General features: G+C 65.2%; 21 protein-coding genes and 1 pseudogene. 11 read left to right on the top strand and 11 right to left on the bottom strand.

Annotation, left to right across the window (positions count from 1 at the left end; translation table 11 throughout):
* The first annotated feature begins 3 nt into the window (after window positions 1–3).
* The gene (locus I1E95_RS15135; protein WP_197163632.1) at window positions 4–924 is read left to right on the top strand and encodes a tetratricopeptide repeat protein; all 921 of its coding nucleotides are present in this window, start codon (window positions 4–6) and stop codon (window positions 922–924) included.
* On the opposite strand, the gene I1E95_RS15130 is transcribed toward I1E95_RS15135, so the two are convergent.
* Window positions 836–2,059 carry a hypothetical protein gene (locus I1E95_RS15130; RefSeq protein ID WP_197163630.1) on the bottom strand — a complete coding sequence of 408 codons (1,224 nt, stop codon included), beginning with the start codon at window positions 2,057–2,059 and terminating at the stop codon, window positions 836–838. The genes I1E95_RS15135 and I1E95_RS15130 overlap by 89 nt on opposite strands.
* A gap of 68 nt (window positions 2,060–2,127) precedes the next feature.
* On the opposite strand from I1E95_RS15130, the gene I1E95_RS15125 reads away from it, so the two are divergent.
* Together I1E95_RS15125 and I1E95_RS15120 are read left to right on the top strand one after the other, a co-directional pair.
* The gene (locus I1E95_RS15125; protein ID WP_197163628.1) at window positions 2,128–2,370 is read left to right on the top strand and encodes a hypothetical protein; all 243 of its coding nucleotides are present in this window, start codon (window positions 2,128–2,130) and stop codon (window positions 2,368–2,370) included.
* Window positions 2,360–2,593, top strand: a complete 234-nt coding sequence (locus I1E95_RS15120) for a hypothetical protein (protein ID WP_197163627.1) — start codon at window positions 2,360–2,362, stop codon at window positions 2,591–2,593. The genes I1E95_RS15125 and I1E95_RS15120 overlap by 11 nt, the downstream gene beginning before the upstream one ends.
* Window positions 2,594–2,604: 11 nt before the next feature.
* On the opposite strand, the gene rfbC is transcribed toward I1E95_RS15120, so the two are convergent.
* Genes rfbC through rfbA form a run of 5 tightly spaced genes read right to left on the bottom strand, consistent with a single transcriptional unit; the run spans window position 2,605 to window position 6,450 of the window.
* Window positions 2,605–3,168: a dTDP-4-dehydrorhamnose 3,5-epimerase gene (rfbC, locus tag I1E95_RS15115; RefSeq protein ID WP_197163625.1), complete on the bottom strand. Its 564-nt coding sequence runs from the start codon at window positions 3,166–3,168 to the stop codon at window positions 2,605–2,607.
* Between the two features lies 1 nt (window position 3,169).
* Window positions 3,170–4,243 carry a dTDP-glucose 4,6-dehydratase gene (rfbB, locus tag I1E95_RS15110; RefSeq protein ID WP_197163623.1) on the bottom strand — a complete coding sequence of 358 codons (1,074 nt, stop codon included), beginning with the start codon at window positions 4,241–4,243 and terminating at the stop codon, window positions 3,170–3,172.
* A complete protein-coding gene (locus I1E95_RS15105; RefSeq protein WP_197163621.1) occupies window positions 4,240–4,620 on the bottom strand; it encodes a clan AA aspartic protease in 381 nt (126 codons plus the stop codon). The genes rfbB and I1E95_RS15105 overlap by 4 nt, the downstream gene beginning before the upstream one ends.
* Window positions 4,611–5,543, bottom strand: coding sequence for a dTDP-4-dehydrorhamnose reductase (rfbD, locus tag I1E95_RS15100; protein WP_197163619.1), 933 nt, complete (start codon window positions 5,541–5,543; stop codon window positions 4,611–4,613). The genes I1E95_RS15105 and rfbD overlap by 10 nt, the downstream gene beginning before the upstream one ends.
* A gap of 4 nt (window positions 5,544–5,547) precedes the next feature.
* A complete protein-coding gene (gene rfbA / locus I1E95_RS15095) occupies window positions 5,548–6,450 on the bottom strand; it encodes a glucose-1-phosphate thymidylyltransferase RfbA (protein ID WP_197163617.1) in 903 nt (300 codons plus the stop codon).
* A 477-nt stretch (window positions 6,451–6,927) separates the two neighbouring features.
* Here rfbA and I1E95_RS15090 point away from each other — a divergent pair, with 477 nt between their 5' ends.
* A complete protein-coding gene (locus tag I1E95_RS15090; protein ID WP_197161565.1) occupies window positions 6,928–8,184 on the top strand; it encodes an IS256 family transposase in 1,257 nt (418 codons plus the stop codon).
* A 640-nt stretch (window positions 8,185–8,824) separates the two neighbouring features.
* On the opposite strand, the gene I1E95_RS15085 is transcribed toward I1E95_RS15090, so the two are convergent.
* Window positions 8,825–10,750, bottom strand: a complete 1,926-nt coding sequence (locus tag I1E95_RS15085) for a glycosyltransferase (protein ID WP_197163615.1) — start codon at window positions 10,748–10,750, stop codon at window positions 8,825–8,827.
* Between the two features lie 310 nt (window positions 10,751–11,060).
* Between I1E95_RS15085 and I1E95_RS15080 the strand changes: the two genes are divergently transcribed.
* Window positions 11,061–11,387: a hypothetical protein gene (locus I1E95_RS15080; RefSeq protein WP_197163613.1), complete on the top strand. Its 327-nt coding sequence runs from the start codon at window positions 11,061–11,063 to the stop codon at window positions 11,385–11,387.
* Between the two features lie 12 nt (window positions 11,388–11,399).
* Here I1E95_RS15080 and istB read toward each other — a convergent pair whose 3' ends face one another.
* A complete protein-coding gene (istB, locus tag I1E95_RS15075) occupies window positions 11,400–12,266 on the bottom strand; it encodes an IS21-like element helper ATPase IstB (protein WP_197163513.1) in 867 nt (288 codons plus the stop codon).
* Window positions 12,263–13,615, bottom strand: coding sequence for an IS21 family transposase (istA, locus tag I1E95_RS15070; RefSeq protein WP_197163515.1), 1,353 nt, complete (start codon window positions 13,613–13,615; stop codon window positions 12,263–12,265). Before istA ends, istB begins: the two co-directional genes overlap by 4 nt.
* A gap of 55 nt (window positions 13,616–13,670) precedes the next feature.
* Between istA and I1E95_RS15065 the strand changes: the two are divergent.
* Window positions 13,671–14,756, top strand: a pseudogene (locus tag I1E95_RS15065) (IS256 family transposase); the annotation flags it as partial.
* 188 nt (window positions 14,757–14,944) lie between these two features.
* Here I1E95_RS15065 and I1E95_RS15060 read toward each other — a convergent pair.
* Window positions 14,945–15,121 carry a hypothetical protein gene (locus I1E95_RS15060; protein ID WP_197163611.1) on the bottom strand — a complete coding sequence of 59 codons (177 nt, stop codon included), beginning with the start codon at window positions 15,119–15,121 and terminating at the stop codon, window positions 14,945–14,947.
* A 67-nt stretch (window positions 15,122–15,188) separates the two neighbouring features.
* Window positions 15,189–17,000, bottom strand: coding sequence for an SLC13 family permease (locus I1E95_RS15055; RefSeq protein WP_197163609.1), 1,812 nt, complete (start codon window positions 16,998–17,000; stop codon window positions 15,189–15,191).
* 325 nt (window positions 17,001–17,325) lie between these two features.
* Between I1E95_RS15055 and I1E95_RS15050 the strand changes: the two genes are divergently transcribed.
* The 5 genes from I1E95_RS15050 to I1E95_RS15030 all read left to right on the top strand — a co-directional run bounded on the left by I1E95_RS15050 (window position 17,326) and on the right by I1E95_RS15030 (window position 21,500).
* Window positions 17,326–17,550, top strand: a complete 225-nt coding sequence (locus I1E95_RS15050) for an AbrB/MazE/SpoVT family DNA-binding domain-containing protein (protein ID WP_197163608.1) — start codon at window positions 17,326–17,328, stop codon at window positions 17,548–17,550.
* Window positions 17,551–17,573: 23 nt separating this feature from the next.
* Window positions 17,574–17,891, top strand: a complete 318-nt coding sequence (locus tag I1E95_RS15045) for a type II toxin-antitoxin system PemK/MazF family toxin (RefSeq protein WP_231594681.1) — start codon at window positions 17,574–17,576, stop codon at window positions 17,889–17,891.
* Between the two features lie 947 nt (window positions 17,892–18,838).
* Entirely contained in the window at window positions 18,839–19,927 is a 1,089-nt protein-coding gene (gmd, locus tag I1E95_RS15040) for a GDP-mannose 4,6-dehydratase (protein WP_197163599.1), read from the top strand.
* 49 nt (window positions 19,928–19,976) lie between these two features.
* Window positions 19,977–20,954, top strand: a complete 978-nt coding sequence (locus tag I1E95_RS15035) for a GDP-L-fucose synthase (RefSeq protein WP_231595002.1) — start codon at window positions 19,977–19,979, stop codon at window positions 20,952–20,954.
* Between the two features lie 75 nt (window positions 20,955–21,029).
* The gene (locus I1E95_RS15030; RefSeq protein WP_197163591.1) at window positions 21,030–21,500 is read left to right on the top strand and encodes a hypothetical protein; all 471 of its coding nucleotides are present in this window, start codon (window positions 21,030–21,032) and stop codon (window positions 21,498–21,500) included.
* Window positions 21,501–21,502: the final 2 nt, after the last annotated feature.

Here is a 21,502-nt window from a genome sequence, read left to right as displayed (position 1 = left end):
CCCATGGACCTGATCCCCACCACCGGAGCCCTGGGCGTGGCCCTGCTGCTGATGGCAGCGAGGGGGTCGCGAGACCACGGCGACATCGACGCGGCGGAGGCGGCCTACGAGGAGCTGCTGCAGGCCCGCCCGCATCTGGTGAGCCTCGAGCTGGAACTGGCCGCGATGCGGCTGGAGCACGGCCGGCTCGATGCGGCGGTGCGCCAGCTGCGGCAACGGCTCTCGTTCGCGCAGATCGGCAGCGACGAGGACCGCCGGCAGCTGGAGGCGTTGTTGCTGGAGGCGCTGCTGCGCCAGGAGCGATGGGTGGAGGCGGAACCGCTGCTGCGGGCCCTCTGGTCGCGGGGCCAGGCCGAGCCGCATCACCTGCTGGCGCTGGCCCGGGGCCTCGAGGGGATCGGCCAGGACGAGCAGGCCCTGGCGGTGCTGGGCACGGCCCTGGAGGGGGACGATCTGGACCCCGAGGCCCGGCTGGAGCTGCAGGTGGAGCTGGCCCGGCGGCTGCGCAAGCTGGGCCGGCTGCAGAAGGCGATCGAGGCGATGAGCTTGGCGGTGCTGCTGGCACCGGAGCGGCTGCCGCTGGCCATGGAGCTGACGGAGGTGCGCGCCCAGGCCCTGATCGAGCGGGGGGAGGAGGCCCTGGCCCGCGAAGACTGGACCGAGGCGCGGCGGGCGTACCAGTCGCTGCTCGATCTTCGTCCTGATGACGCCACGGCCCTGCAGCGGCTGGAGCTGCTGCAGAGCCTCGATCCGGCCGGGCTGCAGCACAGCCCCGAGGCTGGAGCGGGCGATCTGCCGGGCTGGCGCCAGGACGCGGCGGAGCGACTGGCTGGGTTCAGCCAGCTGCTGGATCGCCTGGAGCAGGCAGCGGCTGCAGAGGGCGCGCCCCCTGCTGAGCCGCCAGCTGCGCCTCCAGCTGCCTGATCCGCCGCTGCTGCGCGAGCAGGAGAGTTTCGGCGCGAGCCAACTGCTGCTCGGTGGCCTGCCAGAGAGGATCGGGCTGGAACACGGCCGTGCTGGAAGGAGAGGCTCCATCTTCCCTGGTCCAGGCCGGCAGGGGCAGCTTCAGCAGCTGAGCTCCATGGGCCTGCGCCTGGCCGGGTTCGAAGGCGGAGCGGCCGAGGTGATCGACCAGGGAGCGGCGCAGCACCGGCGGAGCCCCATCGATCAGCACGCCATCGACCCAGGGATGGCGACAGGAGCGGATCACCAGGGGCAGCAGCGCCAGGGGTGGGGGATCCGGCCAGTGGGCGGCGTCCATCAGCCAGAGCAGGTCGGCGGTGGCCTCGCTGATGGAGGCGACGATCTCCCAGGGGAGGGAGCCGCCGGGGAGCAGGCTGGCGCGCCAGCGATCCCGCTCGGCCTGGGAACCCTCGAGCAGCAGGCTGAGGCGCACGCTGCCCGCGTGGCCGGAACCCAGCCGTTGGATTGCTGGTTCGTCGTTCTGCCGGGCCCCGGTCTCCATCGCCTGGCTGCCGTCAGCCGGATCGCCGGCCGCGTCTGTGCAGCGGAGCGGAGCCACGTCGGTGCCATCCAGGGCTTCCCAGCCCTGCTGGCGGGCCAGATCGAGCAGCCAGGGCAGGACCAGGGCCGGATCGGCCGCCAGATCGGGGGCCAGATGGGGCGGCGGCGCCCAGGCGCCATGGGGAATCAGCACCCAGGCCGGCCGCAAGGACGGATCGAGGCGTTCCAGTGCCTCGGGGCCGGTACGCCGCCAGGCCCGGCCCCAGGCCAGGGCCGGCGAGTCGCGTGCCGCCAGCTCCGCCACCACCTCGAACCAGCCGGCATCGGGCTCGGCCCCGGGGTGGATCAGGAGGGTCGCGTTCAAGGGGCGGCGGGCGCTGGCGAGGCGGAGCAGGTCGTCGAGGCGAGGCCGGTCGTCGGCGGTGGTGCGCAGCTCGGGAACCAGCTGGCCGCCAGGCCCCTCAGGCAGGCCCCATTCACCGAACAGCAACAGATCCCCGCCTGTGGAGAGCCACCGCTGAGCCACCCGTCGAGCCTGACCATGGTCGTGGGCCAGGGACGGTGTGATCGGCACACAGATGCTGAAGGCAGGCACGACAAGCTCCCCGGCCCCAGAATGATCGAAACCGAGCCGACTGTGTGGGTGAACAGCCGCTGGCACCCGTGAAGACGCCACCAAAACCCACCCGCCAGGGTCGAGGAGGGTTGAGCCTGCTCGGTGGTGGCGGGCTGTTGCTGGGATTGAGTGTGGCACTGATCGTTGGGCTTCAGCTGGGCGCCCTGCCCTGGAAGTTCCGCCGCCAGATGTTCCAGCTTCAGGGGTCCCTGGCGGGCGGACTGGTGGGATTCGCGGTGGGCTGGGGCCTGGGACGAAGCCGCCGGGAGCCCGGATCCGATGACAGCTGAACCGAAGCGGGCCGCGCTGCTGGGACGGTTGCGCTCCACCGCCGTGCTGCTGGCGCTGTTCTTCGGTCTGCCGCTGGCGGGGCTGATGGTGATCTCCTGGGCCGTGAGTCTGGTGGCGGAGCCGATTCTCACCCCGGCCAACATCTGGACCTTCGTGCTGGGACAGCTGCTGGTGGCGAGCGTGCTGAGCTGGCTGCTGGCCTGGAAGTTTCCGGTGGTGTGAACGAGTTCTTGTCAGTGCAGGCTTGGCAAACGCTCCGGATCCTGGTTTGCCAGCAAGGGGTTGGCGAGATCCTTGGCGGAGAGTTGAGCAGCTACTCCCTCTGGAAGGGCTGGCCAGCTGATCCCCAGGGCGGGATCATCCCAGGCGATTCCCTGCTCCGACGGCGGGTGGTAATAGTTGGAGCAGAGGTAGCAGAAATCCGCCACGTCGCTGAGCACCAGAAAGCCATGGGCGAAGCCTGGCGGTACCCAGAGTTGGTGATGGCTCACGTCGTCGAGGATGGCGCCCACCCACTGGCCGAATGTGGCTGAGCCGCGGCGCACATCCACCGCCACATCGAACACCGCTCCGCTGGAGCAACGCACGAGTTTGCCCTGGGTCTGCACCAGCTGGTAGTGCAGGCCACGCAGCACACCGCAGCGGGAGCGCGACTGGTTGTGCTGCACCAGCGGCGGGATGCCGGCCGCGTCGAGCACGGTCTGGCGGGCGGTCTCCACGAAGAAGCCGCGCTCATCGCCGAACACCTTCGGTTGAAAGAGCAACACCTCGGGGATCGACTGGGGAATGATCTGCATCTCAGGCGAGGCGAGCGGCGTACTGGGAATCGAGATAGCTGGCGTATTCCGCCGACAACAGCGGTTGCCACCACTCGCGGTTGGCGAGATACCACTGCACCGTGCGGCGAAGACCCTCCTGCACCGTCACCTGGGGCTGCCAGCCGAGCTCTTCGCTGATCCGGGTGGCCTCGATGGCATAGCGGCGGTCGTGGCCGGGGCGATCGGTCACGAAGCGGATCAGTTCGCGGCTGGGGCGCACCGGCAGCTCAGGGGCGAGTTCATCCATCAGGCCGCAGAGCATGCCCACCAGATCAAGGTTGGCCACTTCGTTGCAGCCGCCGATGCAGTAGGTGCGGCCAGGTTCGCCGGAGAGCAGGATGCGGTCGAGGGCGCGGCAGTGATCCTCCACATAGAGCCAGTCGCGCACGTTGGAGCCATCGCCGTAGACGGGAATGGGCCGACCCAGCAGGATGTTGATCAGGGTGAGCGGAATCAGCTTTTCCGGGAAGTGATAGGGGCCGTAGTTGTTGGAGCAGTTGCTCACCAGCACCGGCAGGCCGTAGGTGTGCTGCCAGGCGCGGGCCAGGTGATCGCTGGCGGCCTTGCTGGCGGCGTAGGGGGAACGGGGGTTGTAGGCGGTGGTTTCGCAGAAGGGGGGATCGCTGGGCTCGAGGCTGCCGAACACCTCATCGGTGCTCACGTGCAGAAAACGCCAGTCCGTTGGTGATCCAGCCGCGAGCCAGTGGTCGCGGAAGGCCTCCAGCAGCGTGAAGGTGCCGTTGACGTTGGTGGCCAGGAAGGCACCGGGCCCCGTGATCGAGCGGTCGACATGGGATTCGGCTGCAAGATGGGCCACGTGGGTGATGGCGTGCTCCGCCAGGAGGGCGTCCACCAGCGGGCGATCGCCGATGTCGCCGTGCACGAAGGTGATGCGTCCGGAATCGATCAGGGGCTCGATCGTGGCCCGGTTGCCGGCGTAGGTGAGGGCATCGAGCACCACGATCGTGTCAGCCGGGTGGGCAGCGGCCCAGTGGTGGGTGAGGTTGCCGGCGATGAAGCCGGCGCCGCCGGTGATCAGCAGATGACGGGTCATTTGGCGAGTGAGAGGGGAATGTTGGGGCTTTCTGGGTTCACGTCCACGCTCTGCAGCTGCGGGCGCAACACCAGATCCATGTCTTCCATCGGGATCGCTCCCACGAGCACTTCATCGCCCAGCACCATGGCTCCTGTGAAGCAGCGGCGGTTGCGGAAGCGGATTTCAACCGGGCCCACATAGGGAACGCTGCGCCGGTGGCCATCGGCGAGAACCACCTCGCGGCGTTCAAGCTCCCGCAGCTGAAGCTGGATCACCAGATGTTCCGGGATGCAGAGGTGTACGGCGCCCGTGTCGACCAGGGCCTGCACGTCCACAGGCTGCAGCTGCGCCTGGGACGGGTTGGAGAGTTGAAACGAGGATCGGATCAGGCCCATGCGCGCAGGCAGTTGCGGAGATCCTCGCGCCAATCGGGCGGAGGGATGTCAAAGACGGCACGGAATCGGCTGGTATCCATTCGGGAATTGGCAGGGCGCCGCGCCGGGGTGGGGTAGGCGCTGGTGGGGATCGGGGTGAGGTCCGGAGCACGTGCCAGCAGACCCAGCGCTACCGCTTCGGAAAAGATCGCCTCGGCAAAGCCGCACCAGCTCACGGCCGGTTCGCCGGCGTAGTGATAGGTGCCCCAGGGGAAGGGCTGATCGGGATCCAGGGGTGAGCGGTTGGTGATGGCCGCCTCGGCCAGGCTGAGCCAGGTAGTGGCGATCGACTCGGCACTGGTGGGGCCGCCGATCTGATCGGCCACCACCGAAAGTGCTGGACGCTCGGCGCCCAGGCGCAACATAGTACGCACGAAATTGGCGCCCTCCTCACCGAAAACCCAGCTCACCCGCAGCAGCAGATGGGGGCCACCGGCGGCTCGCAGGGCTTCCTCGCCGGCCAGCTTGCTGGCGCCATAGACCCCGAGGGGACCGGTGGGATCGTCCTCCCGCCAGGGGCGCTCGCCGTCACCGGCGAAGACGTAGTCGGTGGAGAGGTGAAACAGGGGCAGGGAGCGGGCGGCGCAGGCGCTGGCCAGCACGCCCACGGCCGTGCCGTTGATGGCCGTCGCCAGCTCGGGTTCGCTCTCGGCCTTGTCGACAGCGGTGTAGGCGGCGGCATTGAGCACCAGAGCCGGCTGGTGTTGCTCGAGGAGTTGCTCGACGGTGGCGGCCAGCTCAGGCGCTGGGGAAGCCAGATCCAGCTCGGGACGGGCAGCCAGCAGCAGCGATCGTTGGGGCATCAGGACCGGTGCCAACCGTCGTAGGGCGGAGGCCACCTGACCGGAGCGGCCGATCACAAGCACGGGGGAGGGGCTGGACATGACCTCAGAGCCCCTCGGAGAGCAGGGCTTCGAGATAGGCGCCATAGCCCGACTTGCGCAGGGGTGCCGCCAGCGCCGCGAGCTCATCGGCACTGATCCAGCCCTGGCGCCAGGCCACCTCCTCGGGGCAGCCGATCTTGAGCCCCTGGCGGTGCTCGAGAGTGCGGATGTAGCTGCCGGCCTCGTGGAGGGAATCGCAGGTGCCCGTGTCGAGCCAGGCCATGCCACGGCCGAGCAGCTCCACGCGCAGGTCGCCGCGATCGAGGTAGAGCTGGTTGAGGGTGGTGATCTCCAGCTCACCGCGGGCCGAGGGCCTCACCTGGCGGGCCAGCTCCACCACATCTGGGTCATAGAAATAGAGGCCGGTGACGGCGTAGTTGGAGGCAGGCTGCAGGGGCTTCTCCTCCAGCGACACCACCCGCTGATCGCCGTCGAAGCCCACAACGCCGTAGCGCTGGGGATCAGCCACGCGGTAGGCGAAGACGGAGGCTCCGGAAGGCTGGGCACTGGCGGCCTGGAGGTTGCGGGAGAGATCGCCGCCATAGAAGAGGTTGTCACCGAGGATCAGAGCCGCTGAATGACCGGCAAGAAACTCGGCCCCGATCAGGAAGGCCTGGGCGAGACCATCAGGACTGGGCTGCTCGGCGAAGGAGAGGGAAATCCCCCAGGAACTGCCATCGCCAAGCAGGGCACGGAACTGGGGCAGATCGCGCGGTGTGGAGATGATCAGAATCTCATCTAAACCCGCCAGCATCAGGGTGCTGAGGGGGTAGTAGATCATCGGTTTGTCGTAAACCGGCAACAGCTGCTTGCTCACCGCCTGTGTGATGGGGTGCAGGCGCGTACCAGAACCGCCGGCCAGGATGATGCCGCGGCGTGAAACATCGGATTTGTTCCCTGTCTTCATATGGAGTATTCAGGATTGATCCCAGCTTTGTAGCCGTAGCGGCAATGGTTGCATAATCAGTATTGAAATGAACACAATGCGTTGATTTTAGAACCAATCAAGAGAAATGAACCGAAGCCAGGTCACCGAAAGGGACAACCGATTAAAGTCAACCGTGAAAATATGCGCCTGAATCCAAGAGGTCTGACAATTTACTGTTCACGATGGATTCTCGAGGAGGACGCCGTTGGATTGGCTGATTGTCACAATCAATATCGGAGCACTTACTTTAACTGGCTCTCATGGCATGTGATGCTGCATGAATGAGGTTTCAAAGCTAGACATTAAAGCGGCGTCCCAGCAAGTGGTGTAACTCAGGAGGATCAGCCCCGGCGTAGCCGGGGCTGACGGCTCACCTCCCTCAGATTTCAGCTGTGGCAATGGGTGGGCCGGTCTGTGACCCTGTTCGGAGAACTACCACCAAACCGAACACAGACCATGACCCTCACCCATAGTGGCGCCTCCGAGCTGAGCCAGCTCATGGAGGGCACCACCGCTGGCGCCCTGATCCCAGAGATCGTGCGCCGGGGTTTCCAGGACCTGCTGGAAGCCGAGGTTTCTGCCCTCACGGGCGCTCAACTCCATGAGCGCTGCCCCGATCAGCGCTCCACCCATCGCAACGGCTACCGGGAGCGGCTGCTCACCACCCAGGTGGGCGACCTCAGCCTGGCCATTCCCAGGTTGCGGCAGGGCAGCTTCTTTCCCAGCTGGCTGGAGCCACGCCGCCGGGTGGACAAGGCGCTCTACGCCGTGGTGATGGAGGCCTACACCGGCGGGATCTCCACCCGCAAGGTCGACGCCCTGGTGGAGGCGCTGGGCGGGGCCAGCGGCATCTCCAAATCGGAGGTGAGCCGCATCTGCCAGGGGCTCGATGAGCAGGTGAAAGCCTTTCTGGGCCGGCCGCTTGACCATGCCCGCTTTCCCTACGTCTACCTCGACGCCACCTACCTCCACGGCCGCCTGGGCCGAAATATGCAGGTGGTGTCGCGGGCGGTGGTGGTGGCGATCGGCATCAATGCCCTCGGCTACCGCGAAGTTCTCGGCATTGCCGTGGGCGACAGCGAGGCGGAGGGCTTCTGGCGTCAGTTCCTGGGCTCACTCAAGGAGCGTGGCCTCGACGGCACCCGCCTGGTGATCTCGGATGCCCACCTGGGCCTGACGGCAGCGATCAAGCGGATGTTCCAGGGCAGTAGCTGGCAGAGGTGCCGGGTGCACTTCCTGCGCAACCTGCTGAGCCATGTGCCCAAGGCCGGCCAGGACATGGTGGCCGCTGCCATGAAAGCGGTGTTCGTGATCCAGGCTCCAGATCAGGTGCGCGCCCACTGGCAGCGGGTCACCGAGATGCTGCGCAAGCAGTTCCCCGGCGCCGTGCCCGTGATGGAAGCCGCCCGGGACGACGTGCTGGCCTTCCTGCACTTCCCCCAGGAGCACTGGCGCAAGGTCTGGAGCACCAACCCGCTCGAGCGCCTCAACAAGGAGATCAAACGCCGCACCAACGTGGTCGGCATCTTCCCCAATGATCCAGCGATCGTGCGCCTGGTGGGCAGCCAGCTGCTGGAGCAGCAGGAGGAATGGCAGCTGGAGCGTCGCCGCTTCTTCTCTGAGGCCACCATGGCCAAGATCCCAGAGCCAGAAGAGCCCTTGGAGCTCACCGATGCAGATCCGAACGCCCAGCCGGCTGCAACCATCAGCTGAAGCGCACCAGCTTCTACCTCGATCTACACAGAACACATCGATCGCTGAGTTGCCAATTCAGCGATCAGGGTTCATAATGGATCAATGGAGCTGCGCAATCAGCTTCCAAGCAGTCATCCCCTGACTGCTCCTGTTCACCCTCCGGAGAGGGTCACAGGACCTCCTGAGTTACACCACTCGGAGGGGCGCTACCGACATTAAGAGTGGCCTCCGGCATGCTGGTCAGGCACAAAAGATTGATAATAAATACACTCTGATCTGTTCCGGCTTCGTTGTGACTTACAACATAAACAATGATGGGCAGATGCAAGCATTGATCTTAACAGTTGATCAGCTGAATTGCCACATCCTATGCTCAACGAAGCTGCCCTGTCAAGCCAAATGTGTATCGCCTGATACTTGGCCTGCCTCAACTGGCAATCCAAATGGTCAAGTGCCGTGGGGCCTGCTGAAAAGCTCAGATCCATCATAAATATCATAATGGCAATTGAGTTGCTGGAACTTTTCAGCAACTTCCACTGGCAAGGGCATATTCACTGCAAGAGTGCAGCTCTGCTGAGCTCGCCGAATACCAAAGGGATTCGCATCACGAGATTCTGATCACATAATTCGTCGGCTGGTCGAAAGCTCAGTGAGTTTTTCACGCCACTCGGCTGCGGCGAAATAACCGTTGGCTTCCTAGCAGGTGCGCTGTTGGGTCGCTCCATTGCCCGTCGATGATTCTCACGGGCCACTCCAGTTGATGGCTGACTCTCAGGTTGAGCTGTGTTTCTGTAAGCAACCTCATACCCGGGGGAGGCGGTGCCTGCAGGTCAGCCAACCCTTCTCGGTAGTAGCGAGCGAAGCAGAGAGTCAACATCCCTGGCCCGACGAGGAACCAGGGGTTGTTGCCCTGTTCTTCCAGAACCAGGTGGCAAGCAAGATCAAGCGCGGCCTCAATCAACGGCTGCCCGGGGGTGGCGGCCAAGAACTCCATACCCAGAAAGCCCTGGTTCTGCTGGTACAGCACAATATCGATTCCCGAGGAAATCCAGGGGTCAAGAGAATGGCGGCAGAGAACGTTGAGGCTGGCCACGATGCCGCCTTGCAGCCTGAGGTAGGCGAGCTGAAAAAGACCAGCCCTCAACAGCGGACTGGATGCCTTTGCATAGGCCTGACAGACCCTCGCTGATGCATGTTGGGAGATGAATGAAGCGGCGGTGTCGGCCTCGAACAGCACGTGTTCATAACCGGGATTGACATGTCGCCAGCTCCCTGAAGTGACCAGGACACTCTCAGGAAGCTCATCACCAAGCCAGATCTGTATCAACCGATGGGGGATCTCGGCAGGATCATCAATGCTGTCAGCTGGCTGATTCCAGTTACTCAATCGTCCAACCTGTCGTGCACCGATCAGCAGGGCTAAAGCGGCAGCATTCGATTCGGGCTCGGACAGTAGCAAGTCAGCGAGACCCTTGAGTCGTTGTGCTGAAGGAAAAGGAGCCAACTGTTGGACATGATTGGCAACGATCTGATTGGTGTTGAACTCCTCGTAGAGCCCACGGTGCAGGCCACCTCGAGAGGCACGCTGAAGCTCGGGATCACTACTGGCCTGCTTGGCTTGTCGCAGCTTGTGGTAGAGAACGCGGGCAGAGGGAAGATCCAGCAGGATCACCTGAAGCAGGCAGGCCTGATCAGAAAGTGCGATCTCCATTGGCTCAGTCCCCAGCAAGGGGGTGATGAGCTCAAGTGCCTCCTGAAGTCGGAACTGGCTGCACAGCCAATCCACCCGGAGTTTCAGGGCCTCCCGCTCCTGGCGCAGGCCAGCGGGGGCCAGATCCTGCAGGGCACTTTCGGCCTTTGGATCGCCAAGACGGATCAGCAAACCGGTCACCTGGACGCGAGCCTCAAATCCAAGCTCGGACTCGCCTGTGAGCCCCTGGGCAATCGCAAGAGCTGTTTCGTATTCGCCGCGGCGGTTCAGGAGGAACACCTGCAGTAGCCGAAGCCAGCACTGGGCGCTTGACTCTGAACTGGTGATCAGCCGCTCGGCTTCGTGGAGAAGTTCGAGACCCTGATCAAACGCTCCCACGTCGGCATGAAGGAAGCCGAGGGCGATGGCATGGTCAGGGCATGAGGGATCGAGCCTCACGGCCTGCTGCAGTTCTTTGAAGCTGGCGGGAAGGTCGCCAAGCTGGCGGAGGATCTCGCCGCGATTTTTGTGTTGGTGTGCCTGCAGTGCCGGAGTAGGGAGTGGCGTGGAGAGAGCCTCTAGCGCCTCCTGAGGCCGGCCGAGGTCGCGCAACAGTTGCGCATGGCGTAGCAACGTGGAGGGCTCAACCCCGGGGGTTTGACGGAGCCGGATCGAGAGAGCCAGGGCTCCCTCCAGATCTTGGTTGGCAAGGGCCTTCTGCAGTGCCTCCTCGATCTGTTTGGCGGGCTGCGCCTCGCTTGAAAGGCTCAGGTCAGTACATCCAACGATGTGCAGAGTTTCTGGCTCAAGCCCGGCTTGCTGCTGTGCCGCGATGGTGGAGAGCTGCTCATCCAACCAGAGTCCGCCGAGGTGTTCGGGGTGGCGCTCCAGCAACCGGTAGCAGGCCGTGTGGGCTGCCTGCAGATCCGGATCCGCTTGGGTGCAGAGGCCTTGAGCGGCTCGCAGTAGCAGCACTCCAGGCGGGGGCGGCAACTGGCACATCAACGCGGCCTGTTGAGCTTTGGCATCGCTCTGACGCCCCAGCTGTTCAAGCAGCGGCGTCCCAGCAAGTGGTGTAACTCAGGAGGATCAGCCCCGGCGTAGCCGGGGCTGACGGCTCACCTCCCTCAGATTTCAGCTGTGGCAATGGGTGGGCCGGTCTGTGACCCTGTTCGGAGAACTACCACCAAACCGAACACAGACCATGACCCTCACCCATAGTGGCGCCTCCGAGCTGAGCCAGCTCATGGAGGGCACCACCGCTGGCGCCCTGATCCCAGAGATCGTGCGCCGGGGTTTCCAGGACCTGCTGGAAGCCGAGGTTTCTGCCCTCACGGGCGCTCAACTCCATGAGCGCTGCCCCGATCAGCGCTCCACCCTGTCAAGCGACATCCGCTTTTGGTCCTCCGGCGACACGAAAACTGGTCCACCTGATGGCTTGCTGATGGGGGCCTTACGGCTGCCCTTGGATCGGTGTTTCATCGGTGGGTGTCGTGTCGTTGTTGTTGGCTGCGGCATCTGTGCCGCTTGATCCGGGTTCCCCTTAGGCCTTCTCACCGGGCGGTGGTGGCCGTAGGCCAGCGCTGTCCGGTGAGGAGGAACCGCCCGCCTGCGGGCGGATCAGGCCGCTGCGCCGCTTCTCCCTGAGCCGGTAGCTGTCGCCCCGGATCGTCAGCACGTGGCTGTGGTGCAGCAGCCGGTCGAGGATCGCTGTGGCGACCACCTGATCGCCAAACACCTCGCCCCATTCCATGACGGGGCGGTTGGAGGTGATCAGCACGCTGCCGCGCTGGTAGCAGCGGGAGATCAGCTGGAAGAACAGGTACGCAGCGTTCGGCTCCAGCGGCAGGTAGCCCAGCTCATCGATGATCAGCAGCCGGGTTTTGGCGTACTGCGTCAGCCGGCCCTCCAGGGCGTGCTGCGCCTGGGCCTTGGCCAGGGCGCTGATCAGCTCCATGGCACCGACGTACTGGACGCTGTGACCGAGACGCACCGCCTCCCGGCCCAGCGCCACCGCCAGGTGGGTCTTGCCCACACCCGGCGGCCCGAGCAGCAGCAGGGTGTCGCCGTTGGCCACCCAGCGGCAGGTGGCCAACTCACGGATCTGGGCCGGGTCGATCGACGGCTGGGCCTCGAAATCGAACGCTTCCAGCGTGCGCACATAGGGGAAGCGCGCCAGCCGCAGCGCCATCTCCATCCGCAGCTGGTCTTTGCGTGCCACCTCGGCCGCGCACAGCCAGGCCAGGGCCTCGCGCAGGTTCATCTCCCGCCTTGCCGCTTCCTCCAGCAGCGCATCGAGGCGGTCGCGGATTGCTGGGAGCCGTAGGCGGGTGAGCATTGCCTCCAGCTCCTCGGTCGGTACCGGTGGTATCGCCGCTGTGGATCGGTTGCGTGGGTTGGTGGGACTCATGCCGCCACCTCCCCGATCAGCTCGGCATAAACCGCCAGAGGCCGGGCCAGTTCAGAGCTGCGGACCGGGCGCTGCTCCTGATCACGTCTTGCGTTGCCATCCCGCAGCGATCGCTCCGCCTCGCGCTGCTGCCGTTGCGGCAGCAGGCCCTCCCAATGGCCGTCGATCACCTGGCGGCTGCGGCTACCGGGCCGCTGGCGCCTGTGCTCAGCGACGATCCGGCCGCCGTGGCGGATCAGTACCTGTTGATCGCGCACCAGCACGCTCACCCGCTGACGGATCAGCGCCTGCGGCGCCGAGTACCAGTTCGCCTCCACCTCCACGCAGCAGTCGCTGTGCACGATCCGCACCAGCTCCCGCTCCGCCAGGAACGACGGCTTGGCCTCCAGCGGCTGCAACGCCTGGGCTTCTGCCCGCACAAACCGGTCCAGCGGCGCCTCGCCGGTGGTGCCGTGCACCCGCAGGTCGGCCACCTCGCGGGTCCAGCGCACCAGATGGGCCTCAAACTCCGCCCAGCTGCTGAACTCCCGCCCAGCGATGGCGTTCCTCTTGACGTACGCCACCCCACGCTCGTCCTTGCCTTTGGTTCTGGCCCGGTACGGCCGACAGGCACGGGGCTTGAACCCCCAGTAACGGGCGAACTCCTCCAGCCGCTCGGCAAAAACCAGGATGTTGCGCTCGGGATCGTGCTGGCTCACCAGCGCACGGGCGTTATCCACCAGCACCTCCTGCGGTACCCCGCCCCAGTGGCGGAAACCCTCCTCCAGGGCCTGGAGCCAGTGGTCCTGCTTCTCGCTGCGGAATGCCCGCACCAGCAGCCGGCGCGAGTACCCCAGGGTGAGCACCGCCAGGTGCACCCGCACCCGCTCGCCGCCAATGCTCACCAGGCACTGGCCAAAGTCTGCCTGCAGTTGCCGGCCCGGCGGGGTCTCAAACCGCACCGTCGCCAGGGCCGCGTTGCGCAGCTCCCGCCGCCACGGCTCCACGGCACGCTCCACTGTCCGCAGGCTCACCTCGATTCCCTTCTCACTGGCCAGCTCCTGCCGCACCACATCGGCATTGCCGCGGTGGGCCATAAACCGCTGCCGCAGCCACTCCCGTTGGCCATCGAGAACCGTGTTGCGGCAGGGCTTCCCGTAGGGCTGCCAGCCACCCTGCCGCAGGTACTTGCGCACCGTCTCCGGTGAACAGCCCAGTTCTTTAGCAATCCGCCTCCGGCCCCAACCTGCTGCCGATAGCCGTCGCATCGCCTCCACGTCCTGAGGGGTCTGCACAGCTGTCTCCAGAACCATCGGCTCCAGAGATGGCGCCCCTGCGCTGCCCTTGTCGTCCTGCCTGGCTCGCTCCACGGGGTGGACCAGTTTTCGTGTCGCCTCCGGACCAGTTTTCGCTGTCGCCTGACACACCCATCGCAACGGCTACCGGGAGCGGCTGCTCACCACCCAGGTGGGCGACCTCAGCCTGGCCATTCCCAGGTTGCGGCAGGGCAGCTTCTTTCCCAGCTGGCTGGAGCCACGCCGCCGGGTGGACAAGGCGCTCTACGCCGTGGTGATGGAGGCCTACACCGGCGGGATCTCCACCCGCAAGGTCGACGCCCTGGTGGAGGCGCTGGGCGGGGCCAGCGGCATCTCCAAATCGGAGGTGAGCCGCATCTGCCAGGGGCTCGATGAGCAGGTGAAAGCCTTTCTGGGCCGGCCGCTTGACCATGCCCGCTTTCCCTACGTCTACCTCGACGCCACCTACCTCCACGGCCGCCTGGGCCGAAATATGCAGGTGGTGTCGCGGGCGGTGGTGGTGGCGATCGGCATCAATGCCCTCGGCTACCGCGAAGTTCTCGGCATTGCCGTGGGCGACAGCGAGGCGGAGGGCTTCTGGCGTCAGTTCCTGGGCTCACTCAAGGAGCGTGGCCTCGACGGCACCCGCCTGGTGATCTCGGATGCCCACCTGGGCCTGACGGCAGCGATCAAGCGGATGTTCCAGGGCAGTAGCTGGCAGAGGTGCCGGGTGCACTTCCTGCGCAACCTGCTGAGCCATGTGCCCAAGGCCGGCCAGGACATGGTGGCCGCTGCCATGAAAGCGGTGTTCGTGATCCAGGCTCCAGATCAGGTGCGCGCCCACTGGCAGCGGGTCACCGAGATGCTGCGCAAGCAGTTCCCCGGCGCCGTGCCCGTGATGGAAGCCGCCCGGGACGACGTGCTGGCCTTCCTGCACTTCCCCCAGGAGCACTGGCGCAAGGTCTGGAGCACCAACCCGCTCGAGCGCCTCAACAAGGAGATCAAACGCCGCACCAACGTGGTCGGCATCTTCCCCAATGATCCAGCGATCGTGCGCCTGGTGGGCAGCCAGCTGCTGGAGCAGCAGGAGGAATGGCAGCTGGAGCGTCGCCGCTTCTTCTCTGAGGCCACCATGGCCAAGATCCCAGAGCCAGAAGAGCCCTTGGAGCTCACCGATGCAGATCCGAACGCCCAGCCGGCTGCAACCATCAGCTGAAGCGCACCAGCTTCTACCTCGATCTACACAGAACACATCGATCGCTGAGTTGCCAATTCAGCGATCAGGGTTCATAATGGATCAATGGAGCTGCGCAATCAGCTTCCAAGCAGTCATCCCCTGACTGCTCCTGTTCACCCTCCGGAGAGGGTCACAGGACCTCCTGAGTTACACCACTCGGAGGGGCGCTACCGTTCAAGCAGCCGGATCCTGGCCAGCTGGAGGGTCCCGCGCTCGCTGAACCCAGCCGGCGCCTGAGCGATCGCTTCCTGCAACGCCTCCAGCGCCGCTTCAGCCTGGCCCGAGCGCCAGTGCATCAGGACCGTTTCGAGGGTGTCGAACAGTGCAGCGGGTAGCGGCGTCATGGGGTGCAATCTCAGGCGGCAAGGAGCTGGAGTCGTGGACAGGCGAAGTCTTTCCGGCTGATCACGATCAGCCACCAGGAACCGCATGCAGGATCACCAACGGAATCACCACGGCATAAAGCAGCGACAGCGGCCAGCCGAAACGAAGAAAATCCAGGAAGCGGTAGTTCCCCGGGGAATAGACCATCAGGTTCGTCTGGTAACCGATCGGCGAAAGAAAGCTCTGGCTGGCGGCGAACACCACCACGTAGATGAACATCAGCGGAGGCTGCTGCAGGCCTTCGGCCAGCTTGGCCACCACCGGCAGCAGCAGCACCACGGTGGCGCCGTTGCTGAGCAGTTCGGTGCCCACGAGGGTCACGGCATACACGGCCACCAGGGCGCCGTAGACCGGCCAGCCCTCCAGGCGCACGAGCAGGGCATCGGCCGCCAGCTGGGCCAGGCCGCTCTGCTGCAGCGCCGCACTGAAGCTGAACAGGCCTCCCAGCAGCAGGTACACATCCCAACGGATGGCGCGCAGGGCGCTGCTGGCATCGAGGCAGCCGCTGATCACCAGCACCCCCACGCCCAGCAGCACCGCCGCCACCAGGGGCATGATCTGCAGGCCGGAGAGCAGCAGCACCGCCAGCATGGTGAGCACCGCCAGGCCCTTGCGGTGGGTAGTGGGCAGATCGCTCTCGAGTTCATCGAGCACCACCAGCTCGCTGTTCTCCTGCAGACCGCGGATGGAATCGAGGGGCGCCTGCAGCAGCAGCAGGTCGCCTTCCTTGAGTGTGAGCCGCCCGAGCCGGTCCTGCAGGGTGGTGTTGGCGCGCTTCACGGCCAGCACGGTGGCGTTGAAGCGCTGGCGGAAGCGCAGGTCGCGCAAGGTGGAGCCGGCCAGTTGGGAGCCGGCCGGCAGCAGCACCTCGGTGAGGCGGATGCCTGAGGGCAGGCTGGAGACGCCAGCAGCATCGGGGGCTTCCAGCAGGGTGCCGGCCAGGGCCACCATCTGATCCTGCTGCAGGCGCAGCAGTTCACTGCGGCTGCAGCGCAGCAGCAGGCGGTCGGAGGCCTGAAGACGAAGCTCGGCCAGGGGCGGCTGCAGCTTCTGGCCGCCGCGGTGCACCGCCAGCACATCCACATCGAAGCGGCGCTGCAGGCGGCTGGCATGCAGGGTGCGATCGCAGAGGGGCGAGCGGGAGGGCAGCACCACCTCGGTGAGGTAGCCCTGGCGGGTGAGTTCGGTCAGCGACGTGCCGCCGTCGTGGCCGCGATCGGGCAGGAAGCGGGCCGCCAGCAGCAGGTAGAGGCTGCCGATCAGCCACACCGGAATGCCGATGGCCGTGAAGGAGAACAGCTGGAATTCGCCGTAGCCCAGCTTGGCCGACACGTCGCTGGCCAGCAGGTTGGTGGAGGTGCCGATCAGGGTGAGGGTGCCGCCGGTGATCGTGGCGACCGAGAGGGGGATCAGCACCTTCGAGGGGCTGACGCCACGGCGCCGGCACCAGCCTTCAATCACCGGCAGCAGGATCGCCACGATCGGCGTGTTGGGAATCACCCCGGAGAGCGGGGCCACCACGCCGGCCAGCAGGGCCACGAGCCGCTGGGGCGAGCGGATCCGCGGCGAGCCGAGCAGTTCGCGCAGGCGATCGAGGGCGCCGCTGTGCAGCAGGCCTTCGGAGAGCACGAACATCCCCAGCAGGGTGATCAGGGCCGGGCTGCCGAAACCGGCCAGGGCATCGCCGGCCTTGAGCACACCGGTGGCGATCAGCAGCCCGGCGGCCACCAGGGCCACGATGTCAGGGGCGAGCCAGCCGCCCACGAACACCACGATCGCCGCCAACAGCACCGCGAGGGTGATCCAGCCGGAGGGAGTGATCAAAAGCAACACCGGCATGAGCGCAACCAGGATGCCAGCTCGCCCTGGACGCAGAGTGTCCGTGGTCACTGGAGTGAAGGCCAGCGAGCGCGTCACGCTCAAGCAGCTCTTGCGCAGCAATGTTGAGCAGGGGCTCGACCCAGCTTCCATTGCCCTCGAAAAGCCTTAACGGGAGACGCGACAACCGGATTGACCCGAATCAGGAAGGGAAACGGATCGGGCTGAGCCGAGGAAACCGGCGCTTCGTCCTATGCCATGACCGTAGCGACGACAAGCCCGTAAGGACGCCTTACGACAAGGAGACATGCGGCCTAGGCTTTGAGCAGTGACTGGTCTGCCACCGATGGAAGTCGCCACACTCACCGCCAAAGGACAGGTCACGGTGCCGAAGGCGGTGCGTGAGGCCCTGGGATTGCGGCAGGGCGACCAGCTCAGTTGGGAACTGGAGGATGGCTCGGTGCGCGTGCGGGCGGTGACGCCGTTGGATCTGGCCTATCTCCGGGGGCTGGAGAGCAGCCTTAGCGAGTGGAGTAGCCCGGCGGATGAGGAGGCGTTCCGCGAACTGTGAGCGCCTTCAAGAGGTACACGGTGGTGCGAGTTCCGTTCCCATTCACTGATCGCCAGGCCCAGAAGCAGCGGCCGGCGTTGGTGCTCTCACAGCTCTGCTTTCAGCAAAGCTGTGGCCATCTGCTGCTGGCGATGATCACATCAGCGCGGCAATCCTCCTGGCCCCTCGATTGGCCCCTTGAAGATCTCAAGGCCGCGGGCCTGCCCCAACCCTGCCTGGTGCGCTTCAAGCTGTTCACCATTGATGAGCGGCTGGTGTTGGGTGGCCTGGGCGCTCTGGCCGCCGCCGATTGCGCCGGTGTGTCGGCCCAGCTGGGCAAGCTGCTGCCCTCCGGGACCTGAGCGATGCCACGCCAACATTCTGCGATAGACATAGACATGCTCAGGATTCCGACGGCTTGATCGCTTCTATCAATGCGGCCACCGCTTCACTCAGCTGGAGCCGGTTGCGGGAGGTGTCTGCGAGGATGAATCCGCACTGAGCAACAAGGCATCGAGCCTGGATTCGAGATCGGCGAGCCGTTTGTTCTCTGTCTCGAGCTGCGCTATCTCTTTCTCGAGCAGCTACGGCTTCGCCGGCCTGCGGCTACGGTCGCTTCTCGCTCTCGAGCTCTCGCCTCTCGCTCTCGAGCGCTCTGATCTGCGCATCGATCGTTGGATGCCAGTTTAACTACTCCTTCGGAGAAGACTTCGTCTTCGCCAACCAGCGCCGCCACGGCGGCAATGAGGACAGGAATTCCGATTTGCTGATTCACGTTGAAGCGGATCCCGAGGAGATCGACATGGCTGTAGGAGGTAAAGAACGTGATCAGAACGACCAGGCAGCCGCCGACAAGGGATGCATAGCCGGCGCTTAGTTCTCTGCCATGACCGTAGCGACGACAAGCCCAAAACGATCAATGAATAGTACGCCTGTGCTATGGGTCTGTGCATCCGTGGTTTCACCGAATAGCCACAAGCGCCATGTCGCGAGCGGGCACCGTGGGACGCGCTACCTGCGGCGCTTGCTTTTCACATCAGCCCCTGTGCAGTTCGCTGCTGTCTGCTCCGCCAACCCAGAGGCAGTGGAGATCTGGCAGACCTGAACTCCGGGCCTGGACCAAGGCTCTGCGGCAGCCTCCAGAATCAGGCCGTCCGGCACACCATATGTGGTGTCCTGCCGGGTCTCTGGGCTGATTCGTTTCGGCGACCCATCCCCTGCACGCTGCCACAGCCATTTCCGTCGCTGCTGCACTTGCGCTAAGGACGGCCTGCTGCAATGGTTCACCCACCAACAAAGCGCTGCACTGATGCCGAAAACCGCTCTGATCACGGGCATCTCCGGGCAGGACGGCTCCTATCTGGCTGAGTTGCTGCTCGAGAAGGGCTATGTGGTGCACGGCATCAAACGGCGGGCCAGCAGCCTGAACACCCAGCGGATCGACCATCTGTATCAGGATCCCCACGAAAGCGATCCGCGCCTTGTTCTGCACTACGGGGATCTCACCGACAGCACCAATGTGATCCGCATTGTGCAACAGGTGCAGCCCGATGAGATCTACAACCTCGGTGCCCAGAGCCACGTGGCGGTGAGCTTCGAGAGCCCGGAATACACCGCCAATTGCGATGCGCTGGGCACCCTGCGGATCCTGGAGGCGGTGCGCATCCTGGACCTCACTGACAAGACACGCATCTACCAGGCCAGTACCAGTGAGCTCTACGGGCTGGTGCAGGAAATCCCCCAGAAGGAAACCACCCCTTTCTATCCGCGCAGCCCCTATGGGGTGGCCAAACTCTATGCCTACTGGATAACGGTTAACTACCGCGAGGCCTATGGCATGTATGCCTGCAACGGCATCCTGTTCAACCACGAATCACCGCGGCGGGGCGAAACGTTCGTGACCCGCAAGATCACCCGCGGGCTGGCGCGCATCGATGCCGGCCTCGACGACTGCCTGTTCATGGGCAACATCGATTCGCTGCGCGACTGGGGCCACGCCCGCGACTACGTGGAGATGCAGTGGCGGATGCTCCAGCAGGAGAGTCCGGAGGATTTCGTTATCGCCACCGGCCGGCAGGAGAGCGTGCGCCGCTTCATCGAGCTGGCAGCAGCTGAGCTGGGCTGGGGGGCGATCGAGTGGCAAGGCGAGGGGGTGGACGAGATCGGCAGGCGCAGCACCGGCGAGGTGGTGGTGCGCATCGACCCGCGCTACTTCCGGCCCGCCGAAGTGGAAACGCTGCTGGGCGATCCCAGCAATGCCCACACCAAACTGGGCTGGACACCCACTACCAGCCTTGGCGAGCTGGTGACCGAGATGGTGGCCCACGACAAGGAGGAGGCGCGCAAGGAGGCGCTGCTGCGCCTCAAGGGCTTCAAGGTGGTGGGCGGTCGTGAGTGAAAAGCTGATCACCCCAGAAGACCGCATATGGGTGGCCGGCCATCGCGGCATGGCGGGCAGCGCCATCTGCCGGGCGCTGCAGAGGGCTGGTTACGGAGATGCAGCGGCGGCGCGCGCTGCCGGGGGAGCGCTGCTCACCCCCGGGCGAGAGGAGCTCGACCTGCTCGACGCGACGGCGGTGGAGGGCTGGTTTGCGACGCACCGGCCGACTGTGGTGGTGCTGGCGGCGGCGAAGGTGGGCGGCATCCATGCCAATGCGACCTACCCGGCCGATTTTCTGCTCGACAACCTCAAGATCGAGACCCAGGTGATCGAGAACGCCTGGCGGCACGGGACGCGGCGGTTGCTGTTCCTGGGCAGCAGCTGCATCTATCCGAAGTTCGCGGCGCAGCCGATCCGTGAGGAAGCACTGCTCACCGGCGCGCTGGAGCCCAGCAACGAGTGGTATGCGATCGCCAAGATCGCCGGCATCAAGCTCTGCGAGGCGCTGCGGCGCCAGCACGGCTTCGATGCCATCAGCCTGATGCCCACCAATCTGTATGGGCCGGGCGACAACTACCACCCGGTCAACAGCCACGTGCTGCCGGCGCTGATCCGCCGCTTCCATGAAGCCACCGAACGTGGCGACGAATGTGTGAGCTGCTGGGGCACGGGCATGCCCCTGCGCGAGTTCCTGCACGTCGACGATCTGGGCGAGGCCTGCCTGTACGCCCTGGAGCACTGGAACCCTGATGCCTCCGGCGCGCCCTGCGGGGATGGCGGCGAACCGCTGAATTTCCTGAACGTGGGCACCGGAGTGGACCTCACCATCCGCGAGCTGGCGGAGGCGGTGGCAGCGGCAACGGGCTTCGCCGGCAGGATCGACTGGGACAGCAGCAAGCCCGACGGCACCCCGAAGAAACAGCTGGACGTGAGCCGGCTGGCTGCGCTGGGCTGGCGGGCGCGCATCCCCCTGGCCGAGGGCCTGGCCGCCACCGTGGCCGACTTCCGCGCGCGGCTGGCGAGCGGCGAGCTGCGGGCGGTGTGAATCGGCTCAATCCATATTGGTGAGCCCCTCCCAGCGCCTGATCTGGCGCCAGCGCCGGCAGGGCTGGCCGGCTCGGTGGCCGAGGGGCGCACTCAGAGCTGCTCCAGCGGGCCATCGCCCTGTGGCCGGCGATCACTGCGACTGAGCAACAAGGCATCCAGCCTGGATTCGAGTTCGGCGAGCCGCTCGATCTCTTTCTCGAGCAGTTTCGTTCGCTTCTCGCTCTCGAGCTCTCGAGCTCTCGCCTCTCGCTTCTCGCTCTCGAGCGCGCTGATCTGCGCATCGATCGTTGGATGCCAGTTTAACTACTCCTTCGGAGAAGACTTCGTCTTCGCCAACCAGCGCCGCCAAGGCGGCAACAAGGAAAGGAATTCCGATTTGCTGATTGACCGGGATGTGGATCCTGAGGAGATCAACATGGCTGTAAGAAGTGAAGAACGTGATCAGGACGACAAGCAAGCCGCCTGCGAGGGAGGCATAACCGGCGCGATCGAACAGGGGAAACGAATCAGGCTGACCAGAAGCAAGATTCACTTCACGTCTTGACA

Source organism: Synechococcus sp. CBW1107 (assembly GCF_015841355.1).
Taxonomy (GTDB): Bacteria; Cyanobacteriota; Cyanobacteriia; order PCC-6307; family Cyanobiaceae; genus Regnicoccus_A.
The sequence above is the reverse complement of the archived record's forward strand: the minus strand, read 5'-3'. Positions and strand labels throughout refer to the sequence as shown.